Source organism: Arthrobacter sp. Soil764 (assembly GCF_001428075.1).
In the GTDB taxonomy this organism is placed as follows: domain Bacteria; phylum Actinomycetota; class Actinomycetes; order Actinomycetales; family Micrococcaceae; genus Arthrobacter.
Window position 1 is genome coordinate 34,907 of the sequence record NZ_LMSI01000003.1, and the last position, 18,106, is coordinate 53,012.

The following is an 18,106-nucleotide window of genomic DNA, read 5'->3' on the forward strand; positions in this document are numbered from 1 at the left end:
GCTCCGTACTTGTCGTTTTCACGCCCGAAAACGGCAAGTACGCAGCAATGGATGGCCCTGAGCCGGGGGCCGTGGAGCGGCGGATGACCCTAGGCCCGCGCCTGGGCCCGGACCGAGGCCCGCTCCACCGGCGGGCAGTGGATTTTGGCGGCCCCCTCGGCGGCAGCATCGATTCCCAGCAGGGTCCGGACCCCGGCCGCCCCCAGCTCGTAGTGGGGCAGGGACACGGTGGACAGCGGTGGGCGGAGGTGGGCGGCGATGACTTCCTGGTTGTCGAAGCCCACCACTGCCATGTCGTCCGGGATGGACAGCCCGCGCTCGCGCAGGCCGTCGTACAGGCCCATGGCCATCCGGTCGTTGTAGCAGTACACCGCCGCCACATCCCGCTTAAGGAGTTCCGCGGTGGCTCCGTATCCGCCCTCCTGGTCCGGGTACGCCTCCATTACCAGTGCGGGATCGAACGCCACCCCGGCATCCTCGAGGGCTTGCCGGTAGCCGGCCAGCCGTCCGTCCTTGGCCGGAGCGGGGATGGTGGCGTTGATGAAGGCGATCCGGCGGTGGCCGTTCCGGAGCAGGATCTCAGTGGCCGACCGGCCGCCCTGGACCTCGTCCGGAACAACGGCCCGGGTGCCGGGCTCATCCGAGAAGCAGTTGACCAGGACGAACTCGGCTTCGCGCAGCTGTTCGGGGATGTCCGTCTGCCGGTGGAACCAGGTGGAGTACAGGATGCCGCGCACCTTGTACTCGAGCATCATCCTGATGGCGTCCTGTTCCAGCTCGCTGTTGGCCTCGGTGTTGGCAATGAGCAGGGCATAGCCGTGTTTCCAGGCCTCGTCCTGGGCGCCGTGGATGATCTGGCCGGCGAACGGGGTGGTGGCCACGCCGTCGGCCACGAGCCCGATGAACTTTGACGTCCCGCTGACCAGGGTTTTGGCCATGGCGTTGGGACGGTAACCCAGGGTGCGGATGGCGTCCTTGACGCGCTGCCTGGTCTCTTCGGCGATCCTGGCGCTCTTCTTCTTGTTGACCACCAGGGAGACTGTGGCCGTGGAGACCCCGGCCGCTTCGGCCACTTCGCGGAGGGTCACCGGATGGGCACGGTCGGGCATCCGAGGGGTGCGGGCGGCGGGCGCCGGCCCGCCTGGCGTGTTCTCCGTTGACATCTTCTGGCCTCCGTCAGGAGTATATCCGCCGGGGGTGGCCGTCATCCCTTGGTCGCCCCGCTTTCGAGGCCTTGGATCATGGCCTTGTTGAGCACCAGGAACACCAGCAGCAGCGGCGTGATGGTGACGCACACGGCGGCAAAGGTGGCGGTCCAGTCCACCTTGCCCATGGCGCCGATGTAGTTCTGCAGGCCCAGGGGAATGGTCTTGAGCTCCTCGGACAGGACGAAGGTGTTGGCGAAGATGAAGTCGTTCCAGATGAAGATGCTGTTGACCAGCACCACCGTGACCACGGTGTTCAGGGACAGCGGCAGCGTGATCAGCCCGAAGATCCGGTAGGGGCCGGCCCCATCCAGCGAGGCGGCTTCATACGTTTCCTTGGGGATGTACTCGTAGAACGAGCAGAAGAGGTACACGGACATGGGCAGCGAGAACCCGGCCAGCGGGATGATCATGGACTGGTAGGTGTCCAGCAGGTTCACCGCCGCGTAGTCGATGAAGAGCGGGACCAGGGCGATCTGGACAGGGACGATGATGCCGACCAGGAACAGCCCGCGGACCAGTTTGCTGAGCCGGAAGCCCAGGACCTGGATGGCGTAGGCGGCCATCATGCCCAGCAGCACAATGAGGATGTTGGCGCCCATGGTCACCACGAAGCTGTTCAGGATGTTCCGGCCCAGGTCGCCGGTTTCAAACGCCCTGGCGTAGTTCTCCCACGTCAGTGCGCCGGGCAGGGCGAAGGGGTCGCCGGTGGCAAAGTCGTGTTCGGTGCGCAGGCTGGTGAGGAACAGCCACGCCAGCGGGTAGACCTGCACAATCATGATCAGCATGATCAGCACGCGGGACAAGGTTCGGAACAGGTCCGGCCGGCGCCGGCGCTTTGCGGGCGGCTTGGGAGGTACGGCGGCGGCCGGCGGGGTGGGCGGGGCTGTTTGGGTGATCATGCGTCTGACTTCCGCTTGAGCAGGAACAGGATGAGGCCGACGGCCACGAGGCACTCCACCACGATGAACACCGAGATGGTGCTGGCGTAGCCGAAGTCCGTGCTGGTGAAGGCCGTCTTGTACATGTAGGTGGTGAGCAGTTCCGAGGACTGCCCGGGCCCGCCGTTGGTCATGAGGTAGGGGATATCGAAGCCGCGCAGGCCGTAGGTGGTGGCCATGATGGTGGTGGTGATCCAGACCGGGCGGATGTACGGGAAGCGGATTTTGGTGAACAGGGTCCACCGGGAGGCGCCGTCCAGGACCGCGGCCTCCTCCAGCTCCTTGGGGACCGCAAGCAGCGCAGCGTAGATGATGAGCATGTACAGCCCGGTGAAACGCCAACCTTCCGGTGCGGAGACCGCGGCCAGGACGGTGTTGACGTCCGAGAGCCATGGGCGTTCCAGGCTGCCCAAGCCGATCGACTGGAGCAACTGGTTGAGCAGGCCCACCGGTTCCAGGGAGTAGATCCGGACGAAGAGGAAGGCGATGGCCACCGTGGAGATCACGGCCGGCAGCAGGTAGAGCGTCTTGATCAGCTCCCGTCCCCGGCGAAGGGAGGTGAGCAGGCTGGCCACCACCAGGGCGCCGCCCAGTTGCAGGACCAGGCAGATGGCCAGGTAGAGGAGGGCGTTCAGGAATGCCCGCCAGAAGACATCGTCCTTTGTGAACATGCGGGCGTAGTTCGCCAGGCCCACGAATTCCATGTCGCTGATGCCGTTCCAGGAGAAGAAGCTCAGGAACAGCGACTGGAGGATCGGGAAGAGGACGGCCGCGCAGTAGAGCAGCAGCGGCGGGAGCAGGAAGACCAGGACTGAAGTCCGTGACCTATTGGGAAGCATCCTGGTGGGAAGCATGGCCGGCCTTTACTTGAAGAACTTGGGAGCGTTCTGGGCGATGGTGCTGTCCATCGTTTCCGCGAACTGCTGCGGTGTGATTTCGCCCTGCACCAGCAGGACGAGTTCCTGCTGCAGCCGGCCGTTGGTAGTGGGGTCCAGCTGCGTGTCCCACGGCATGGCCTGCTTGGAACCAAGGTCCTTGGCCTGGTCCAGTGCCTTCCGGTACAGCGGTGTGGCGTTCGCAGGGACAGTGGTTTCGACGTCGGTGGTGGGGGAGAGCACCCCGGTGGCGGCGTACTCAGCGGGGTACTTCTGCAGGGCGAACTTCAGGAAGTCGCTTACCAGGGGATCGTAGGTCTTGGCGTTGACGGCCATGCCGATGCCCGATGGGGAGACGAACTCGTTGGCTGCCGTCACCGAGCCGGCCGTGGTGGGCAGGGTGAAGAAGTCGATGTCGTCGCGGACGGCGGGGTTGAGCTTGTCCGTGGCCAGGCTGGGCAGTTCCCAGGTTCCGATGTTGTACATGGCGGCCTGTCCCGAGGTGAACTGGTTTTGCGCGTCCGAGTAGCCCTGGGCGGAGAACCCGTCCTGGAAGCATTTGGCCTTGCCCAGCTCCGCCAGCCAGTTGACGGTCTTCTGGCCGGCAGGGTCGGTGAACTTGGCTTCGCCCTTCTTCAGTTTCTGGACGAAGTCCGGTCCGGCTTCACGGAACGGCTGGTAGGCCACGTACCGTTCCAGCGGCCACTGGTCCTGGCCGTCCACGGCGATGGGCGTGATGCCGGCGCTGCGCAGGGCAGTGCACATGGCGGGGATGTCATCCAGGGATTTGGGTACGGCCACGCCGGCCTTCTGGAGCAGTGCCTTGTTGTACCAGATGAACTCGAGCTCGAACTGGAACGGGATCATATACAGGGATCCGTCGTCGAACCGCTGGTAGTCCAGGGCGCCGGGGCGGTACTTGTCGTAGATGCCCAGGGTCTTCAGCAGCTTCTCGCCGTCGAGCATCTTGCCCTGCTGTGCCAGCTGCCGGGCGAAGGGGGTGGCGTCGGTGTCGAACAGCTCGGGCAGCTTGTTGGCCGCTGCCAGGGTCTCAAGCTTCTGGATGTAGGACGGCCGGTCCGGGGTGGTGATCAGGTTCAGCTTGAAGCCGGGGTGGTCCTTGGCGTAGTCGTCGGCCAGTTTCTTCATGATGTTGATGACTGCGCCGTCGGCGGGCCGGGACAGCAGCCATGAGATTTCACGGGGTTTGATGTCGCCGGTGGGGGCGACGTTGGTGGAACTGGTGGGGCTTCCGCTCCCGCAGGCGGTGAGGGCCAGGGCGGTAACGGCTGCGACGGCGGCAGCGCGGAACAGGTTCTTCATTGCGGCAATCTCCCTTGATTGGAGTGGATCTTTTGAGTGGGTCAGGTGGAACGGAATTAGTATTCAGTTGTCGGTGCGCTTGCGGACTTCGAAATCGGTGACGGTGACGGATCCTTCGCCGGCAAACACGCCTATTCCGCCGGCGGGAAGGTCATAGATGCGGGTGCTGAGGGCCACCTGGCGGTCCACGACGGCGACGCACAGGTCCCCGTCCACAATGACTTCCAGCGTGTGGCGGCCGGGTGGAAGGTGGCAGGGGCGCTCGAGTTCGACGGCGAAGGGGACATCGCCGGACACGTGCCATTGGGCGTCGCCGGTGACGGTCCGGGGCCAGCGGTCGAAGACCAGGCGTCCGCGTTTTGGTTCCAGGCGGAGGACGTAGGAGCGGTCGCCGTCCGGGCTGGAACGCAGCAGCAGCCCGCATTCTGTGGTTCCGGCCTGGATATCGAACACGGCCCTGGCATGGAACTGGGTTGGCATGGCGTTGGCGGTGATGGCGGCCTTGTAGCCGTCCGGTGCGTCCAGCCGGAGGGGCAGCTCCCGGTGGATCAGTTGGCCGTCGAGCTCCAGCGGCACTTCATCCCAGAAGCTGTCCACCAGCTCGTCGGCGAACCCGAACGCCAGCGTCCCGTCGGGGTTCTGCCGTGCCTCCAAAACCGCCATGGTCCCTGCCCACTGCCAGGCGCCGTCGTCGGAATTTCCTTCCTTGCTGGCGATCCAGCCGAAGAAGAACCGCCGGCCGTCCCGCTCCGCCGTCTTGGAGGCGTAGAAGGCGCGGCCGTCCACGCTGTCCAGGGCGGGGACTGTCCACGGGCCCGTGGGGCTCTTGGCCATGCGGTACCTGGTGGTGAAGGTTTCGGAAAATTCCGAATAGACCATGTACCACCAGCCGTCCCATTCGAAGACGTCCGGGCATTCGTGGGTGATGTAGCGGCGCGGGTCCCAGAATGGGTCCGTGTGTGTCCAGGCCATCAGGTCGGTGGAGACGCACTGGGCAATGACTCCACGGCGGCGCTCCGGGCCCTCGGAGTGCCTGGCGGCGAGCAGCATCCGCCACAGGCCGGCGGCTTCGTCACGGAAGACGAACGGGTCCCGCCAGTCCGCCGACTCATACCCGCCGGGCGCCCCAAAGGTGAGCCCGGGGTGCTTGGTCCAGGTGGCCATGCCGTCGGTGCTGGTGGCGTGCATGACCAGTTGCAGGGGCAGCCCGTCCGGGCCGAGGTTGGCAGGGTTCTGGCCGGTGTAAAACAGGTGATGCACCCCGGAATCGTCGGCCACGATGCTGCCGGTGTAGCAGTTGAAGTCGGGGTCCTCCCTGGTGCCGTGGGGGAGGGCCACGCCGTGGTCCTGGAACTGTGTGAGGTCCTTGGTGGTGACCAGGTTCCAGGCAGTGCCGGGCTTGGGGTCGGTGCGGACTTCGTGAAGGTAGAACAGCCAGAACTCGCCGTCCTTCTGGAAGGGGATCAGGTCACCAACCCAGGCATCGGCGGGCTGGAAGAAGACGGGGTAGCTCATCGGCGGTGATGTCCATTTCTGCTAAAGCGTTTGATCACCATGAAGGTAGCGTGAATGGCAATGGTTGATCAAGCGTTTTAGCAAAAATTGTTTTCCTGCCGGTTCCTGCCGTGATTATGACGGAGGCTGGTCTGCTCAAACGCTTGACCAGCCGATCGGCCGGCGGCTATCCTCTCCTGCTAAAGCGCTTAAGCACGACGCTGATCCCACGGGCCCAATGAGGGCCGCGGAGGCCACGAGCGCTCCGGCGATGATGCCGCCTACCGAGAGGAAGTCAACGATGACCCCTGCCCTGTCCCGCCGTCACGTCCTGCAAGGTTCGGGCGCCGGCGCGCTCGCCCTGGTCCTGGGCAACGCGCCATCCACCCCTGCCCGTGCCTCCAAAACCTCGTTGAGGGCCGCCTACCATATGACTCCGCCCGCGGGCTGGCTCTGCGATCCCCAGCGCCCCGTCTACCTCGACGGGGCCTACCACCTCTACTACCTGCATTCCGCCCGGAACAACGCTGACGGTGGCTGGGACCACGCCACCACTACGGATGGTGTGGCCTTTACGCACCATGGCGTGGCATTGCCGCTGCAGCCGGACTTCCCCGTCTGGTCCGGCTCGGCAGTGGTGGATGCGGCCAACACCGCAGGCTTTGGCGCCGGTGCTGTTGTTGTCCTGGCCACCCAGCCCACGGGCGGCATCCGCAAGTACCAGGAGCAGTACCTCTACTGGTCCACGGACGGCGGATACACCTTCACCTCCTTGCCTGACCCTGTCATAGCCAATACCGACGGGCGCACGGCCACCAGCCAGGCGGAGATCGAGAATGCGGAGTGGTTCCGCGACCCGAAGATCCATTGGGACGCGGCCCGCGGGGAGTGGGTGTGCGTGATCGGCCGGGCCAGGTACGCGGCCTTCTACACGTCCGCCAACCTGCGGGAATGGCAGCTGAAGCGCAACTTCGACTATCCCAACCACGCGCTGGGCGGCATCGAGTGCCCCGACCTTTTTGAGATGACGGCCGACGACGGCACCCGGCATTGGGTGCTCGGCGCCAGCATGGATGCCTACAGCATCGGACTGCCCATGACCTACGCCTACTGGACCGGAACGTGGGACGGTGAACAGTTCCTGGCAGACGACGTTAACCACCCGCAATGGCTGGACTGGGGATGGGACTGGTATGCGGCGGTGACGTGGCCTTCAGTCGAAGCACCCGAGACGCGCCGGTATGCCATTGCCTGGATGAACAACTGGAAGTACGCCGCCCGGGATGTTCCCACCGACGCCACGGACGGGTACAACGGACAGAACTCGGTGGTGCGCCAACTCCGCCTGGAGCGCCAGGAAGGGGGCTGGTACAGCCTGCTGAGCAGCCCCGCCAATGCGCTTTCAGGCTACGTGACGGCCACCGTCGGGCTCCCTGCGCGCATCGTGGATGGAAGCGCCGTATTGCCCTGGAGTGGGCGGGCCTATGAGCTGGAACTGGACATCTCCTGGGACGCCGCCGCCAACGTAGGGGTATCCGTGGGCCGGTCTGCGGACGGGGCCCGCCACACGAACATCGGAAAATATGGCGCAGAGCTGTACGTCGACCGAGGCCCGTCGGACCTTGCCGGGTACTCGCTGGTGCCCTACACACGGGCCGCAGCACCTATCGACGCCAACGCCCGCTCCGTTCACTTGCGCATCCTGGTGGATACCCAGAGCGTGGAAGTGTTCGTCAATGCCGGGCACACCGTGGTCTCCCAGCAGGTGCACTTTGCGGACGGTGATACCGGCATCTCGCTGTATACCGACGGCGGGCCCGCCACCTTTTCCGGGATCACCATCCGGGAACTCGCGGCACCGGCCGGATCCCCGGGCTAGCTGTGGCGGCTAGCCCAGCGCGTCGAGCGTGACGCCCGTGTGCGCCGCGAGCCGGGCCAGGAGGGCGTCCTGGAACTGGGGGTCCTTCACGGCCGGATGCGGGGTTTTCCGGCGCTGGTGGTACCAGTAGCCGCCGCTGGCCAATGCGGCCGGATCATCGCTGGTGGCCAGCCACTCCTGGGTCCGGTGCCCCAGTTCGAGGCTGTCCGGTGCCGACCGGCCGCCCATCCGCGTGGGCACCCAGCCGGGGTCCACGGCGTTGCTGGCGACGCTCGGCACCAGCCGGGCCACCGCTGCCGACAGCGCAGTGACCTGCAGCTTGGTGGTGGAGTAGGAGGCCGTCGTCGTCCGTCCTGCCCAGTCCAGGCCTTCCAGGCCGGTGTCGCCACCGCGGTGCATGCCGCTGCTGAGGTAGATGAGCCGGCGCGGTCCGGGGATGAGGGCGGTCAGCAGGTATGGCGCCACCACGTTGACCGGCAGCAGCGCCGGTCCGTCCAGCACGCCGGCGTTGTGGATGACGGCATCAATGCCGCCGATCCCGCCGGCCTCAGCAGCGATCTGCCGGACTTCCTCTTCAATGCTGAGGTCGCCGGTCGCCAGCTGTGCCCCGCGGTCCAGGAGGTGCTGGACCGCGGGGACCCGGCGGGCGGACCGGGCGTGCACGATCACCTCGTGGCCGTCCCGCAACAGCGACGCCGCCGCTGCCCGGCCCAGCCCATCGGTGGATCCGGTGATAAAGACGCGTGCCATGCGGGGCCCTCCCTGGTTCTTTGCCTCGTCCTTACGCTACTGCTGCGAACCTCCCTTGCGCGCGGTGACGGAGGCCGCGCCGTCCAACGGGCCAGTCGCAGGATTGGCGCCCGTGGTGGCGGACAAGCGCGCCTTCCTGGTGGCTGGGCCGAAAATGGCCAGGGCAACTGCGCCGAACATCCAGGTGCCGGCGATGAAGAAGAAGACGCTCTGGTAGCCGCTGCCGTTGTAGAGCGCTGCGATTATCAGCGGACCGGCGGCGTTGGAAAGGCGCCCCAGGCCGTAGGAAACGCCGGTGCCCATGGAGCGTCCGGTGGTGTCGAACAGTTCGGGGGAGTAGGCGTAGGCCAGTGCGGTGTAGCCGCGTTCGAACAGGTTGACCAGGAAGCCGAACAGGACGATGAGAACGGGGTTGAAGGTGAGCCCGTACAGCAGGCCACACACAGCGATCACGCTGCCGAAGACCACCAGGCACCACTTCCGTTCAAACCGGTCGGTGACGAGGGAAGCCAGGTACGAGCCCAGCGGCGCGCCGACGGTGGTCAGTGCCACGTAGAAGATGGAGTTCTCGACGCTGAAGCCTTCCTTCGCAAGGAGGGTGGGTGCCCAGCTGGAGTAGCCGAAGAATCCGATGGTTTGGGTCACCCACAGGATGGTCAGCAGGGCGGTCGGCGCAAGGTACTTCTTCTGCAGCAGGAGCGTTAGGGGTGCCTTGGTGGTGCGGGGTGCTTCGACGGGTGCTGCAGGCTTGGGAAGCGCCCCCTTCTCGGCGCTGACGGCGGCTTCGATCTCGTTCAGGATGGCGTCGGCTTTCGCATAATCGCCCTTGTTCTCGTACCAGCGCGGGGACTCCTTAAGGCGGCGGGTGAACAGGACAAACAGAATGCCCAGTGCGCCCCACACGTACACAAGGCGCCAGGTCCAGTCCGCAAGGGGAACTACAAGGCTGGCGATGAGGTTGGTTGCAGGGGTACCGCAAATGCCGATGACAATTGCGTACGCCTGGTACTTTCCGCGCTTGGCTGCCGGGAACAGTTCGTTGACATAGATGACAGCCACTACGGTCATCGCGGACAGGCCTGCCGAGGTCAGGACCCGGAACACCCCCAGGGACACGATGTCCCAGGAGAAGGCTGCTACCAAGGAAAAGGACGCGTACCAAAGCGTGGTGATGACCAAGGCGTTCTTGCGCCCCCAGCGGTCAGCCATCCAGCTGGCGATGAGTGATCCGAAGAACATGCCGACGAAGGACGCGGACGTCACGTATGCCACCTGGTTAACGGTGACACCCCACAGCTTGATGAGTTTTGGAACGGTCGTGGCGAAGCTGTTGATGTCGGCGAACTCGAAGAAATAGGCGAATGAGACGGCCACGAGGGCGATCTTGTGAAATTTTGAGATGGGCAACCGGTCAAGGCGGTTGGCGGCGTTGGAATGCATCATTGGAATCCTTGGGGCAAAGGTACGGGAATCAGGGCGGGTGCCTAGGCGTTTTCGCCGGGCCAGTAGAGGTTCATGGGATTGGTGACCAGCAGTTTGTGCTGCAGTTCAGTAGTGGTGGCCACTTGGGGGATGTAGTCCACCAGCAGCCCGTCATCCGGCATGTGATCGGTCAGATTTGGGTGGGGCCAGTCGGTTCCCCAGAGCACCCGGTCAGGGAATTTTTCGACGACGGTGCGGCCGAACGCGACAACGTCACGGTACGGCGCCGTTTCCCCGTCCAACGCCGGCGGACCGGAGACGCTGAGCCGTTCGGGGCAGCTGACCTTGACCCATACGTCGTTGTTTTCCACGAATCGCAGGAAGCGGTTGAACTCGGGACCGTTCGCCGGCTTGGTCACATCCGGGCGGCCCATGTGGTCCACCACCAATGGGGTCGGCAGGGACCCGAAGAATCCCTCAAGGTCTTCCAGGTCCTCTCCTTCGAAGTAGATGACTACGTGCCAGCCCAGTGGGGCGATCCTGCGGGCTATTTTCGCCAGCTCCTCCTGCGGCGCAGCGTTGACCAGCCGTTTGAGGAAATTGAATCGTACGCCTCGGACTCCGGCAGTATCGAGGCGTTGGAGCTCCGCATCGCTAATGTCCGGGCGGACGGTGGCTACTCCCCGGGCCCGGCCTCCTGCTGCCTGCACCGCGTCCACCATCGCGCTGTTGTCGGCGCCGTGGCAGGTGGCCTGCACAATGACGTTGCGGCTGATCCCCAGATGGTCGCGAAGGGCGAAAAGTTGTTCCTTGCCGGCATCGCACGGGGTGTACTTCCGTTCAGGAGCGAAGGGAAATTCCGCCCCCGGGCCGAAGACATGGCAGTGTGAGTCCACCGCTCCTTCCGGAAGCTGAAAGCGGGGCTTGGACGGGTTGCTGTACCAGTCGAGCCAGCCCGGCGTCTTTGTGGATGCGGTGTCCATGGGGCTCCTTCGGTCGGCCGTGGCCTGGTCCGGTTCGTCGGTCTTCAAGGGTCCGTCAATCGACATAGCGCAGTCCGGCAGCTTCGAGGGGTCCACGCATGTTGTAGATGTCCAGGCCGAGCTCTCCGTTGGCGAAGCGCCGGCGTTTTGCTTCTTCGTTTTCCTCGCGTTTACGGGCTGCTTCCGCTACTTCTGCGGCGCGGGCGGCGGGGACCACCACCACGCCGTCGACGTCGGCAATCACCACATCGCCAGGGTTGACCAGGGCGTTGGCGCAGACCACGGGGATGTTGACGGAGCCCAGGGTGGCCTTGACGGTGCCCTTGGAGTTGATGGCGCGGCTGAACACGGGGAAGTCCATGTCCTGGAGGGCCGCAATGTCGCGGCAGCCACCGTCGATGATGAGGCCCTTCGCGCCACGTGCCTGAAGGGAGGTGGCCAGGAGGTCGCCGAAGAAGCCGTCTTCGCTTTCGGTGGTGCAGGCGGCGACCACGACGTCGCCGGGCTGGACCTGTTCGGCGGCGACGTGCATCATCCAGTTGTCGCCGGGCTGGAGTAGGACGGTGACGGCCGTGCCGCACATGCTGGCGCCGGGGTAGGCGGGCCTGATATACGGGCGCATAAGGCCCAGGCGGCCCATCGCTTCATGAATGGTGCTGACGCCGAACCCGGAAAGGGCTTTGACGTCTTGTTCAACTGCGCGGGTGATGGAGGTGTGGACCACGCCGAGTTCCTGCATGTTTCTGGCTCCTGGGTTGGCTAACGGCCCTGCTGCTTGAGCAGGCTGTGAAGGCGGGGGTAGACGGTGCGGGCGTTGTGTTCCTGGATGGCGGCCTGGTCTGCTTCGTTCAGTCCTGCCGCGTCAAGGTACCGGTGGGTGTCGTCGAAGTTGTGCCCTGTGCAGGGATCGATATCGCGGACGGCCCCGATCATTTCGGAGGCGAAGAGGATGTTCTTTGTGGGGATGACGTCCAGGAGCAGGTCGATGCCGGGCTGGTGGTAGACGCAGGTATCGAAAAAGACATTGCCCAGCAGGTGTTCGTCCAGGGTGGGTTTGCCGAGTGCCATGGCCAGGCCGCGGAAGCGCCCCCAGTGGTAAGGGACGGCCCCTCCGCCGTGCGGGATGACCAGTTTCAGGGTGGGAAAGTCTGCGAACAGGTCGCCCTGGATGAGCTGCATGACGGCGGTGGTGTCGGCGTTTAGGTAGTGGGCGCCCGTGGTGTGGAAGGCCGGGTTGATGCTGGTGCTGACGTGGACCATGGCGGGGATGTCGTACTCGATCATTTTTTCGTAGATCGGGTACCAGTACCGGTCCGTCAGCGGGGGAGCGGTCCAATGCCCGCCGGAGGGGTCCGGGTTCAGGTTCAGGGCCACGGCGCCGTAGTCCTCCACGCAGCGGGTGAGCTCGGGGAGGCAGGTGGCTGGGTCCACTCCGGGGGACTGTGGAAGCATCGCGGCTGGGACGAACCGCTCCGGGTAAAGCTGGCTGACGCGGTAGCAGAGCTCGTTGCAGATGGCCGCCCACTCCGATGAGGTCTCGAAGGAGCCAACGTGGTGGGCCATGAACGACGCCCGGGGCGAGAACACCGTAAGGTCGATGCCGCGTTCGTCCATGAGGCGCAGCTGGTTCGCTTCGATGCTCTCGCGGAGCTCGTCATCGGAAATTTTCAACTCGGCCGGGGACGGTGCTGCGGCTGGGTCCTTCAGGGCGGCCACCTGCCGGTCCCGCCATCGACCGAGTGTGGGCGGGGCTGTGGTGTAGTGGCCGTGGATGTCGATAATCACAGTTGATGCTCCTGGGAAGAAAGGGCTGGCGCCTCGGTGTTGGCGGCCTTCCTGAGGTAGGCGGGAACCATGACCTCACCGGACATGAGGAGCCGCGCGGTTCGGATCAGCGCGGACTTGACCACCCTGGTGGGGTCGGCAGGGTCAAGGCCAAGCTGGACAGTAAACTCGCCGCTGGGGTGTTCGACCGAGACGGTGAGATCGGTCCCCTCCGGGAGGACGGCCGCGTCGTGTGCCACGGTCCCCTTGAGGGTTGCGGCGGTTGCGGCGGTGACGGCGGCAAGCACTCCGATGGATTCGTGGCAGACATGCGGGATGAAGCTGCGGGTGCAGAGGGCGCCGCCCGCAGCGGGAGGGGAGACGAGCGTCATTTTCGGGTAGTTCTTATCCGTCACGTCCCCCAGGCCCATTAGGTTTCCGCACGCCAGCCGCAGTTCCTCAAGGCGGGCCTGGAGTTCAGCGTCCTTGTTAAGGTCGGCGGCGGACTCCCGCCCCGTGCGGCCCAGGTCGTCGGCGTTGATGATCACCAAGGGTTGTCCGTTGTCGATGCAGGTCACATCAACCGGCCCGACGCCGTCGAGATCCACACTGTCGCGGAGGTTCCCGGTGGGCAGCAGGGAGTCGCAGACCGAGCCTGCCGTATCCAGGAAGTTGATTGTGACCGGCGCGGCCGTGCCGGGGACGCCGTCGATTCGGGTGTCTCCGGCGTAGTCGACGTACCGGCCGCCATTACCCAAGGGAGTCCGGACGGTGATTTCGGCAATCATGTTCGTGTTCAAGGTGAGGACGCGCGCGGTGGTGGTGTCGCCGTCGGGTGTCAAAAGGCCAGCCTCGATCGCGAAAGGCAGCGCCGCGGCCAGCATGTTGCCGCAATTTGGCGTCGTGTCCACCACGTTGGTCGTGGGCTGGAGCTGCGCGAACAGGAACTCCAGGTCCACGCCCTCCTGGTCGCTGGCCGAGACGATCCCCGCTTTGCTGGTCAGCGGGTGGGCGCCGCCCAGCCCGTCGATCTGCCGGGGGTCTGGGGATCCCATGGCAGCCAACAGCACGGCGTCACGGGCGGCGATATCCCTGGGCAGGTCTGTGGCGCGGAAGAACGGGCCCTTAGATGTCCCGCCCCGCATGAACCAGCACGGGACCGCCAGTTGGCCCCCTGAAGGGTGGATTCCACCAGCAGGTTCAGGCGAGCTCTCCGGCAAGAGTAGATCCACTCCAGCCGTTTTGTTCAGGCTCTCATCCATGTCTGTCCTTTGGTAATCCGGGGAACGCCTTTGGAACGACGCCGTCGCCTTAAGTGAACCAAGTTACATTTAAGATTGTCAACAATTTCTTGTACATTTATGTTTACGGTTCTTCCGCGTCCAGATGCCGAAGGCGAAGGAGCCAAGTACTCTGATGAGAAGTTGTTGACAATATTGCTCGCTGCTTAGGTGCGCATGGAGGTGGAAAGGCATGGAAACCCTCGAAGGCCTGGAGGGGCGTTCGCTAACCGTGGCGGAACTCGTAAATGTGCTGCGCTCGGCCATTGTCGGCGGGGAACTCGTGCCCAACCAACGTCTCGTCGAGGCGGACCTGGCTGCTGAGTACAGGGCCAGCAGGGGAAACATACGTGCCGCCTTGGCGGAGTTGACCGTCGAAGGGTTGGTTGAGCGGGTCCAGAACCGGGGCGCCCGCGTACGGGCGGTGTCCGTGGAGGAAGCCGTTGAAATTACAGAAGTACGTGCTGCCCTTGAAGCGCTCTGCGCGCGTAAGGCCGCGGAGCGGATCACGGACGCCGAAGCCTCCGAACTCCAGGAACTCGCTAAACGCATGAAGGACGCGGTGGAGCGTGGCGACCGGGATTCCTATTCGGAAAGCAACCAGACCCTGCACGCGAGGGTCATCGAAATAAGTGCACAGCAAACGGCCGCTGCTACTATCCACCGCCTTCGTGGGCAGGCCGTGCGCTTCCAGTTTCGGCTGGCCCGGCAACCTGGCCGTCCTGCCGTTTCATTGCCCCAGCACCTCGCAATCATCGATGCGGTCTGCGCGCACGACCCCGATGCGGCCGCCGAAGCTATGCGAGTTCACCTGGAAAGCGTCGCGGACGTCATCCGCTCAACGCACGCCTAGTATCTTTTTCTCGTTCATAAGGGATTCCGTCCATCAGTAGCGGCCACGTCGAGGCTGATGAACGGACAGGTTGAAGTAGCCCGCGGCTCGGCTCAGCGCCACATGGGAATGAATGCGGGCAGCGCCCTCCCTGCTGCCTGACGGAGCGCGCCGGCGGAAGCAGCCAGGCAGCAGGCGCAGAGGTCAGCTGCGCTTCCTGCCGAGGATCAGTGCCAGCAGTCCTCCGAAGGCCAGGAGCAGCACGCCCACCACCAGGAGGCCGCCGTTGGCGCCCGCGGTGACGGCCAAGGGCTGGGCCGCAGTGATTTCCGCGTCCGGACGGGCAAACACAGGAGTTGCCGCGGAAGGCGGGTTTACAGCCGGCGGGGTGGCCGCCGGAGGAATGGCCCAGAGGCCGGTGGCGGTGTTGATGGTGGTTGCCGCTTGGGTCCCGGACGGCAGTCCTTGCGTGCCTGAGCTGGTATCCGCGGCGTGGGCGGCGACGCCACCAGAGGCCAAAAGGCTGAGTGCGATCACGGCGCCGAACAGGCAGCCACGGATAGTACGGTGCTTCATGAAGTTCTCCTGAAAAGTTGGACTGGGCCTGCTGCAGAGACCGGAATGGCTCGTTTCCGCCTGTGGATGCGGAAGGGCCTCAACTAGTCAGGAGATGAACCGGGGGCGAAGGACACCGGCGCGGGGACAGCTAACAACTTGGGCTGGACGGCAGCCCAGTTGGCCGGAGGGATCCGAAGATGGTTGGCGCCGAGCCATGCCGGCATGGTTGAGCCGTGGCCGCCGGACGGGCTGCTTCCTCCCGTAGTGACGGCCGGAATGGCCGGCTCTTGCGGTGCATCGACCGGCGCGTTGCCAGGTCCTGCCACGGGCATTACCGCGGGTGCGGATGCCGGCATCTGCTCTGCATCGCAGGCCGCCCCGGTACGGTGCAGGGTGTCGAAGCCGGTCCCGCGGGCGGCAGCGGACACAGCGCCCGCGGTCCCCGCTGCCGCTTCGGCCGGGCGGGGCGCCGCGTCCCCACTCGCCTGCGGCACTTTGGTAACCACGGCTGGATTGCCGCCGGGTGCACCTTCCGGGTTAGCCGTTGGCAGCGGCACGGCGCTGATGACTGGTTCAAGGACAGGGTCAAGGGGTTCAAGGACCTCGCCAGCCAGGGGAACAAGGATCCCCGCCGCCCCGCTGACAAGGCCGTCCGCAGTCCCGACGGCGGGATCCGCCATGGCCGCCACCGTGCCGTCCGGCACCATCCGGCCGACCACCGGAACGGTCTCCACAACCTGATCAACCACGCCGGTGGCTTCCTCCACTGCCGGGCGGATGGGTGGGGTTGTGACGGGCGTGGGGGTGGTGGAGGCGGGCGCTGATGCAAGGTTGCCGCCCAGCACTGCTTCTACTGGTTCCAGGATGTCTTTGGCCGGACGCGTATCGGTGGTGGGCGCCGGGACCGCGGCAGACGGGGCAGCGCCGGGGAGCGGGTAACTGGAAGCGGAAGAGTCAGCGGATGCACCCGCGGCGGACAAGGCGATCCACGATCCGGCTGCCACCAGGGCGAGCAGCAGGGGGCGGAGAAACGCCCAGGCATTGAGTCTTGACTTCACGTTGTACGCCTCCCCCAGGCTCACCGGCAAACAATGCTGCCCACCATAAGCACAGGCCAGGGGCAGAGTCCAACCACTGACCGGTACAACCGATATGAAGCTCTCAAGGAGTTTGGGCAGGTCAGGCGGCGTCGGTAGGGGCGGCACGGTGGTCAATCGCGGCCGTCAGTTCGTCAATGCGGTCCATGGCGCCGTTGAGCTTCTCGACGGCGGCCCATAGGTCCGGATGCTGCTCCCGGACCTGGTCCAGGGTGGCGCCGGCGGACCGCAGGGACCCGAGGTCAAAGCTCACGTTGGTGCGCGCTCCGGCAACAGCGGCCCGAAGGGCACCACATGCGACCACGACGTCCGCCACCAGTGACCGGTTGCCGTTGGTTGCCAGCCAGGCGAGGTCGTCAATGGCGGCAATGGCCCGCTCTCCGAGCACTGCAGAGGAGGCGGCGGCGTCCACGGAGGCGCGGCGAATCGCTTCGTCCCGGTCCGGTCCCGGCTCCAGCCGGAAGGCGGCGCCGAACGTCTTCGAAGCGGACGCGTCGTCATCCGCCAGGCGCAGGGCTTCCTGACGCAGTGCCCGTGCCCGCGTCCGTATCCCTGCCGGCTCCCCGCCGTCGTTCCCGCTGTAGCCGGCCACCATGGACGTGAGCGAGGCAGCGACGGCGAGCATCAGCCCCGTCCCAGCCCCTCCGCCGGGTGAGCCCGTGGATTCTGCCAAGGCACGCGTCCACTCTTCCACCGTTGACCCCTGGGTGGTCACAACAGGTTCATCCATGCCAGGAACCGTGCCCAGAAACGCCCCGGGCTAAACGGTGGAGGACGACGGCGTCAGGCAGCGTGCGCTTCTGGCCCACTTTTGGCGGGTCGAGCCCCGGAAACGTCCGGCACCTGCGGTGATTCGGGCAGCTAAAGTGGGCCAGTGTGACACAACGCCACCGCTACGACTACGGCCAGGACCCCAGCCAGTGGGGTGAGCTTTTCCTCCCTGACGTTCCGGCCGGAGCCAGGGACCAGGGCGTGGTGGTGGTGATCCACGGCGGGTACTGGCGCTCCACATACGGGGCCGAACTGGGTGAGCCGCTGGCGCAGGACCTGGCGGAGCACGGTTTGGCCGCCTGGAACCTTGAGTACCGGCGCGCCGGCAACGGCGGGGGCTGGCCGGCCACCTTCGAGGACATCCTGGCCGGCATCGACAAGCTGGCCGGCCTGGCGGAACAGCACGCGCTGGACCTGCGCAAAGTGGTGGCGCTGGGGCATTCCGCCGGCGGCCATTTGGCGGTGTGGGCGGCAGGCAGACACAAGCTGGATGGGCTTGTGCCGGGGGGAGGCGGCCTGGTGAACAACAGCAGCGACGGCGTCCGCCTCACTGGGGTGGTGAGCCAGTCGGGCGTCCTCAACCTGCGCGAGGCCGAGCGGCTTAGCCTTAGCGATGGTGCGGTGGCCAACCTGCTGGGAGGGCCGTCGTCGGAACTTCCCGGGCGCCATCGCATGGCCGACCCTATGGCCGCGCTGCCGCTGGACATTCCTGTATATGCCGTGCACGGCACAAACGACGACGACGTCCCCCTCAGCATGTCCACCACCTATGTGGAAGCGAGCCAGGCCGGACCCGTGCCGGCACAGCTGGTCATGGTGCCGGGGGACCACTTCGCCCTGATCGACGTTATGGCGGAGGCATATCTCACGTGCCGGGAGCTCGTGGGCCGGCTGCTCCGCTGACACGAACTGCTGGCGGCGCCCTGTTTCTG

17 protein-coding genes are annotated in these 18,106 nt (G+C 65.5%); 3 read left to right on the plus strand and 14 right to left on the minus strand.

The window, feature by feature from the left end; genetic code table 11:
* Positions 1 to 89: 89 nt before the first annotated feature.
* The 5 genes from ASG86_RS03640 to ASG86_RS03660 form a co-directional block, all read right to left on the minus strand.
* On the minus strand, positions 90 to 1,163 hold the full coding sequence (locus ASG86_RS03640) for a LacI family DNA-binding transcriptional regulator (protein WP_200946130.1): 1,074 nt from the start codon (positions 1,161 to 1,163) through the stop codon (positions 90 to 92).
* A 41-nt stretch (positions 1,164 to 1,204) separates the two neighbouring features.
* Complete coding sequence (locus ASG86_RS03645) at positions 1,205 to 2,107, minus strand: carbohydrate ABC transporter permease (protein ID WP_056330404.1); 903 nt, start codon at positions 2,105 to 2,107, stop codon at positions 1,205 to 1,207.
* Positions 2,104 to 2,985, minus strand: coding sequence for a carbohydrate ABC transporter permease (locus ASG86_RS03650; protein WP_056330692.1), 882 nt, complete (start codon positions 2,983 to 2,985; stop codon positions 2,104 to 2,106). The genes ASG86_RS03645 and ASG86_RS03650 overlap by 4 nt, the downstream gene beginning before the upstream one ends.
* Positions 2,986 to 3,009: 24 nt before the next feature.
* Positions 3,010 to 4,344: an ABC transporter substrate-binding protein gene (locus ASG86_RS03655; RefSeq protein WP_056330406.1), complete on the minus strand. Its 1,335-nt coding sequence runs from the start codon at positions 4,342 to 4,344 to the stop codon at positions 3,010 to 3,012.
* 63 nt (positions 4,345 to 4,407) lie between these two features.
* On the minus strand, positions 4,408 to 5,859 hold the full coding sequence (locus tag ASG86_RS03660) for a glycoside hydrolase family 32 protein (RefSeq protein ID WP_056330408.1): 1,452 nt from the start codon (positions 5,857 to 5,859) through the stop codon (positions 4,408 to 4,410).
* 280 nt (positions 5,860 to 6,139) lie between these two features.
* Between ASG86_RS03660 and ASG86_RS03665 the strand changes: the two genes are divergently transcribed.
* On the plus strand, positions 6,140 to 7,717 hold the full coding sequence (locus ASG86_RS03665; RefSeq protein WP_056330412.1) for a glycoside hydrolase family 32 protein: 1,578 nt from the start codon (positions 6,140 to 6,142) through the stop codon (positions 7,715 to 7,717).
* 9 nt (positions 7,718 to 7,726) lie between these two features.
* On the opposite strand, the gene ASG86_RS03670 is transcribed toward ASG86_RS03665, so the two are convergent.
* The 6 genes from ASG86_RS03670 to ASG86_RS03695 are packed head-to-tail and all read right to left on the minus strand — an operon-like array spanning position 7,727 to position 13,868.
* Entirely contained in the window at positions 7,727 to 8,467 is a 741-nt protein-coding gene (locus tag ASG86_RS03670) for an SDR family NAD(P)-dependent oxidoreductase (protein ID WP_056330414.1), read from the minus strand.
* A gap of 36 nt (positions 8,468 to 8,503) precedes the next feature.
* Entirely contained in the window at positions 8,504 to 9,910 is a 1,407-nt protein-coding gene (locus ASG86_RS03675; protein ID WP_056330416.1) for an MFS transporter, read from the minus strand.
* A gap of 41 nt (positions 9,911 to 9,951) precedes the next feature.
* Positions 9,952 to 10,872, minus strand: a complete 921-nt coding sequence (locus tag ASG86_RS03680) for an amidohydrolase family protein (RefSeq protein ID WP_056330419.1) — start codon at positions 10,870 to 10,872, stop codon at positions 9,952 to 9,954.
* Between the two features lie 55 nt (positions 10,873 to 10,927).
* The gene (ligK, locus tag ASG86_RS03685; RefSeq protein WP_056330421.1) at positions 10,928 to 11,611 is read right to left on the minus strand and encodes a 4-carboxy-4-hydroxy-2-oxoadipate aldolase/oxaloacetate decarboxylase; all 684 of its coding nucleotides are present in this window, start codon (positions 11,609 to 11,611) and stop codon (positions 10,928 to 10,930) included.
* A 20-nt stretch (positions 11,612 to 11,631) separates the two neighbouring features.
* On the minus strand, positions 11,632 to 12,657 hold the full coding sequence (locus ASG86_RS03690) for an amidohydrolase family protein (protein ID WP_056330424.1): 1,026 nt from the start codon (positions 12,655 to 12,657) through the stop codon (positions 11,632 to 11,634).
* Positions 12,654 to 13,868: a 4-oxalomesaconate tautomerase gene (locus tag ASG86_RS03695; protein ID WP_056330694.1), complete on the minus strand. Its 1,215-nt coding sequence runs from the start codon at positions 13,866 to 13,868 to the stop codon at positions 12,654 to 12,656. Before ASG86_RS03695 ends, ASG86_RS03690 begins: the two co-directional genes overlap by 4 nt.
* A gap of 241 nt (positions 13,869 to 14,109) precedes the next feature.
* Between ASG86_RS03695 and ASG86_RS03700 the strand changes: the two genes are divergently transcribed.
* On the plus strand, positions 14,110 to 14,769 hold the full coding sequence (locus tag ASG86_RS03700; RefSeq protein WP_056330427.1) for a GntR family transcriptional regulator: 660 nt from the start codon (positions 14,110 to 14,112) through the stop codon (positions 14,767 to 14,769).
* A gap of 183 nt (positions 14,770 to 14,952) precedes the next feature.
* Here the strand turns inward: ASG86_RS03700 and ASG86_RS03705 are convergent, their stop codons facing one another.
* From ASG86_RS03705 to ASG86_RS03715, 3 genes are all read right to left on the minus strand, one after another.
* Complete coding sequence (locus ASG86_RS03705; protein WP_056330429.1) at positions 14,953 to 15,324, minus strand: hypothetical protein; 372 nt, start codon at positions 15,322 to 15,324, stop codon at positions 14,953 to 14,955.
* 83 nt (positions 15,325 to 15,407) lie between these two features.
* Positions 15,408 to 16,364 (minus strand): hypothetical protein, encoded by a 957-nt coding sequence (locus tag ASG86_RS03710; RefSeq protein ID WP_156386115.1) that lies wholly within the window; start codon positions 16,362 to 16,364, stop codon positions 15,408 to 15,410.
* Between the two features lie 121 nt (positions 16,365 to 16,485).
* A complete protein-coding gene (locus ASG86_RS03715; protein WP_056330436.1) occupies positions 16,486 to 17,133 on the minus strand; it encodes a cyclodeaminase/cyclohydrolase family protein in 648 nt (215 codons plus the stop codon).
* 146 nt (positions 17,134 to 17,279) lie between these two features.
* Between ASG86_RS03715 and ASG86_RS03720 the strand changes: the two genes are divergently transcribed.
* Positions 17,280 to 18,077 (plus strand): alpha/beta hydrolase, encoded by a 798-nt coding sequence (locus ASG86_RS03720; protein ID WP_056330438.1) that lies wholly within the window; start codon positions 17,280 to 17,282, stop codon positions 18,075 to 18,077.
* Positions 18,078 to 18,106: the final 29 nt, after the last annotated feature.

Excerpts from the sequence above, each read along its gene's own strand:
- ASG86_RS03640 (WP_200946130.1), bottom strand. The coding sequence starts at position 1,163 with ATGTCAACGGAGAACACGCCAGGCGGGCCGGCGCCCGCCGCCCGCACC.
- ASG86_RS03645 (WP_056330404.1), bottom strand. The coding sequence starts at position 2,107 with ATGATCACCCAAACAGCCCCGCCCACCCCGCCGGCCGCCGCCGTACCT.
- ASG86_RS03650 (WP_056330692.1), bottom strand. The coding sequence starts at position 2,985 with ATGCTTCCCAATAGGTCACGGACTTCAGTCCTGGTCTTCCTGCTCCCG.
- ASG86_RS03655 (WP_056330406.1), bottom strand. The coding sequence starts at position 4,344 with ATGAAGAACCTGTTCCGCGCTGCCGCCGTCGCAGCCGTTACCGCCCTG.
- ASG86_RS03660 (WP_056330408.1), bottom strand. The coding sequence starts at position 5,859 with ATGAGCTACCCCGTCTTCTTCCAGCCCGCCGATGCCTGGGTTGGTGAC.
- ASG86_RS03665 (WP_056330412.1), top strand. The coding sequence starts at position 6,140 with ATGACCCCTGCCCTGTCCCGCCGTCACGTCCTGCAAGGTTCGGGCGCC.
- ASG86_RS03670 (WP_056330414.1), bottom strand. The coding sequence starts at position 8,467 with ATGGCACGCGTCTTTATCACCGGATCCACCGATGGGCTGGGCCGGGCA.
- ASG86_RS03675 (WP_056330416.1), bottom strand. The coding sequence starts at position 9,910 with ATGATGCATTCCAACGCCGCCAACCGCCTTGACCGGTTGCCCATCTCA.
- ASG86_RS03680 (WP_056330419.1), bottom strand. The coding sequence starts at position 10,872 with ATGGACACCGCATCCACAAAGACGCCGGGCTGGCTCGACTGGTACAGC.
- ligK (WP_056330421.1), bottom strand. The coding sequence starts at position 11,611 with ATGCAGGAACTCGGCGTGGTCCACACCTCCATCACCCGCGCAGTTGAA.
- ASG86_RS03700 (WP_056330427.1), top strand. The coding sequence starts at position 14,110 with ATGGAAACCCTCGAAGGCCTGGAGGGGCGTTCGCTAACCGTGGCGGAA.
- ASG86_RS03705 (WP_056330429.1), bottom strand. The coding sequence starts at position 15,324 with ATGAAGCACCGTACTATCCGTGGCTGCCTGTTCGGCGCCGTGATCGCA.
- ASG86_RS03715 (WP_056330436.1), bottom strand. The coding sequence starts at position 17,133 with ATGGATGAACCTGTTGTGACCACCCAGGGGTCAACGGTGGAAGAGTGG.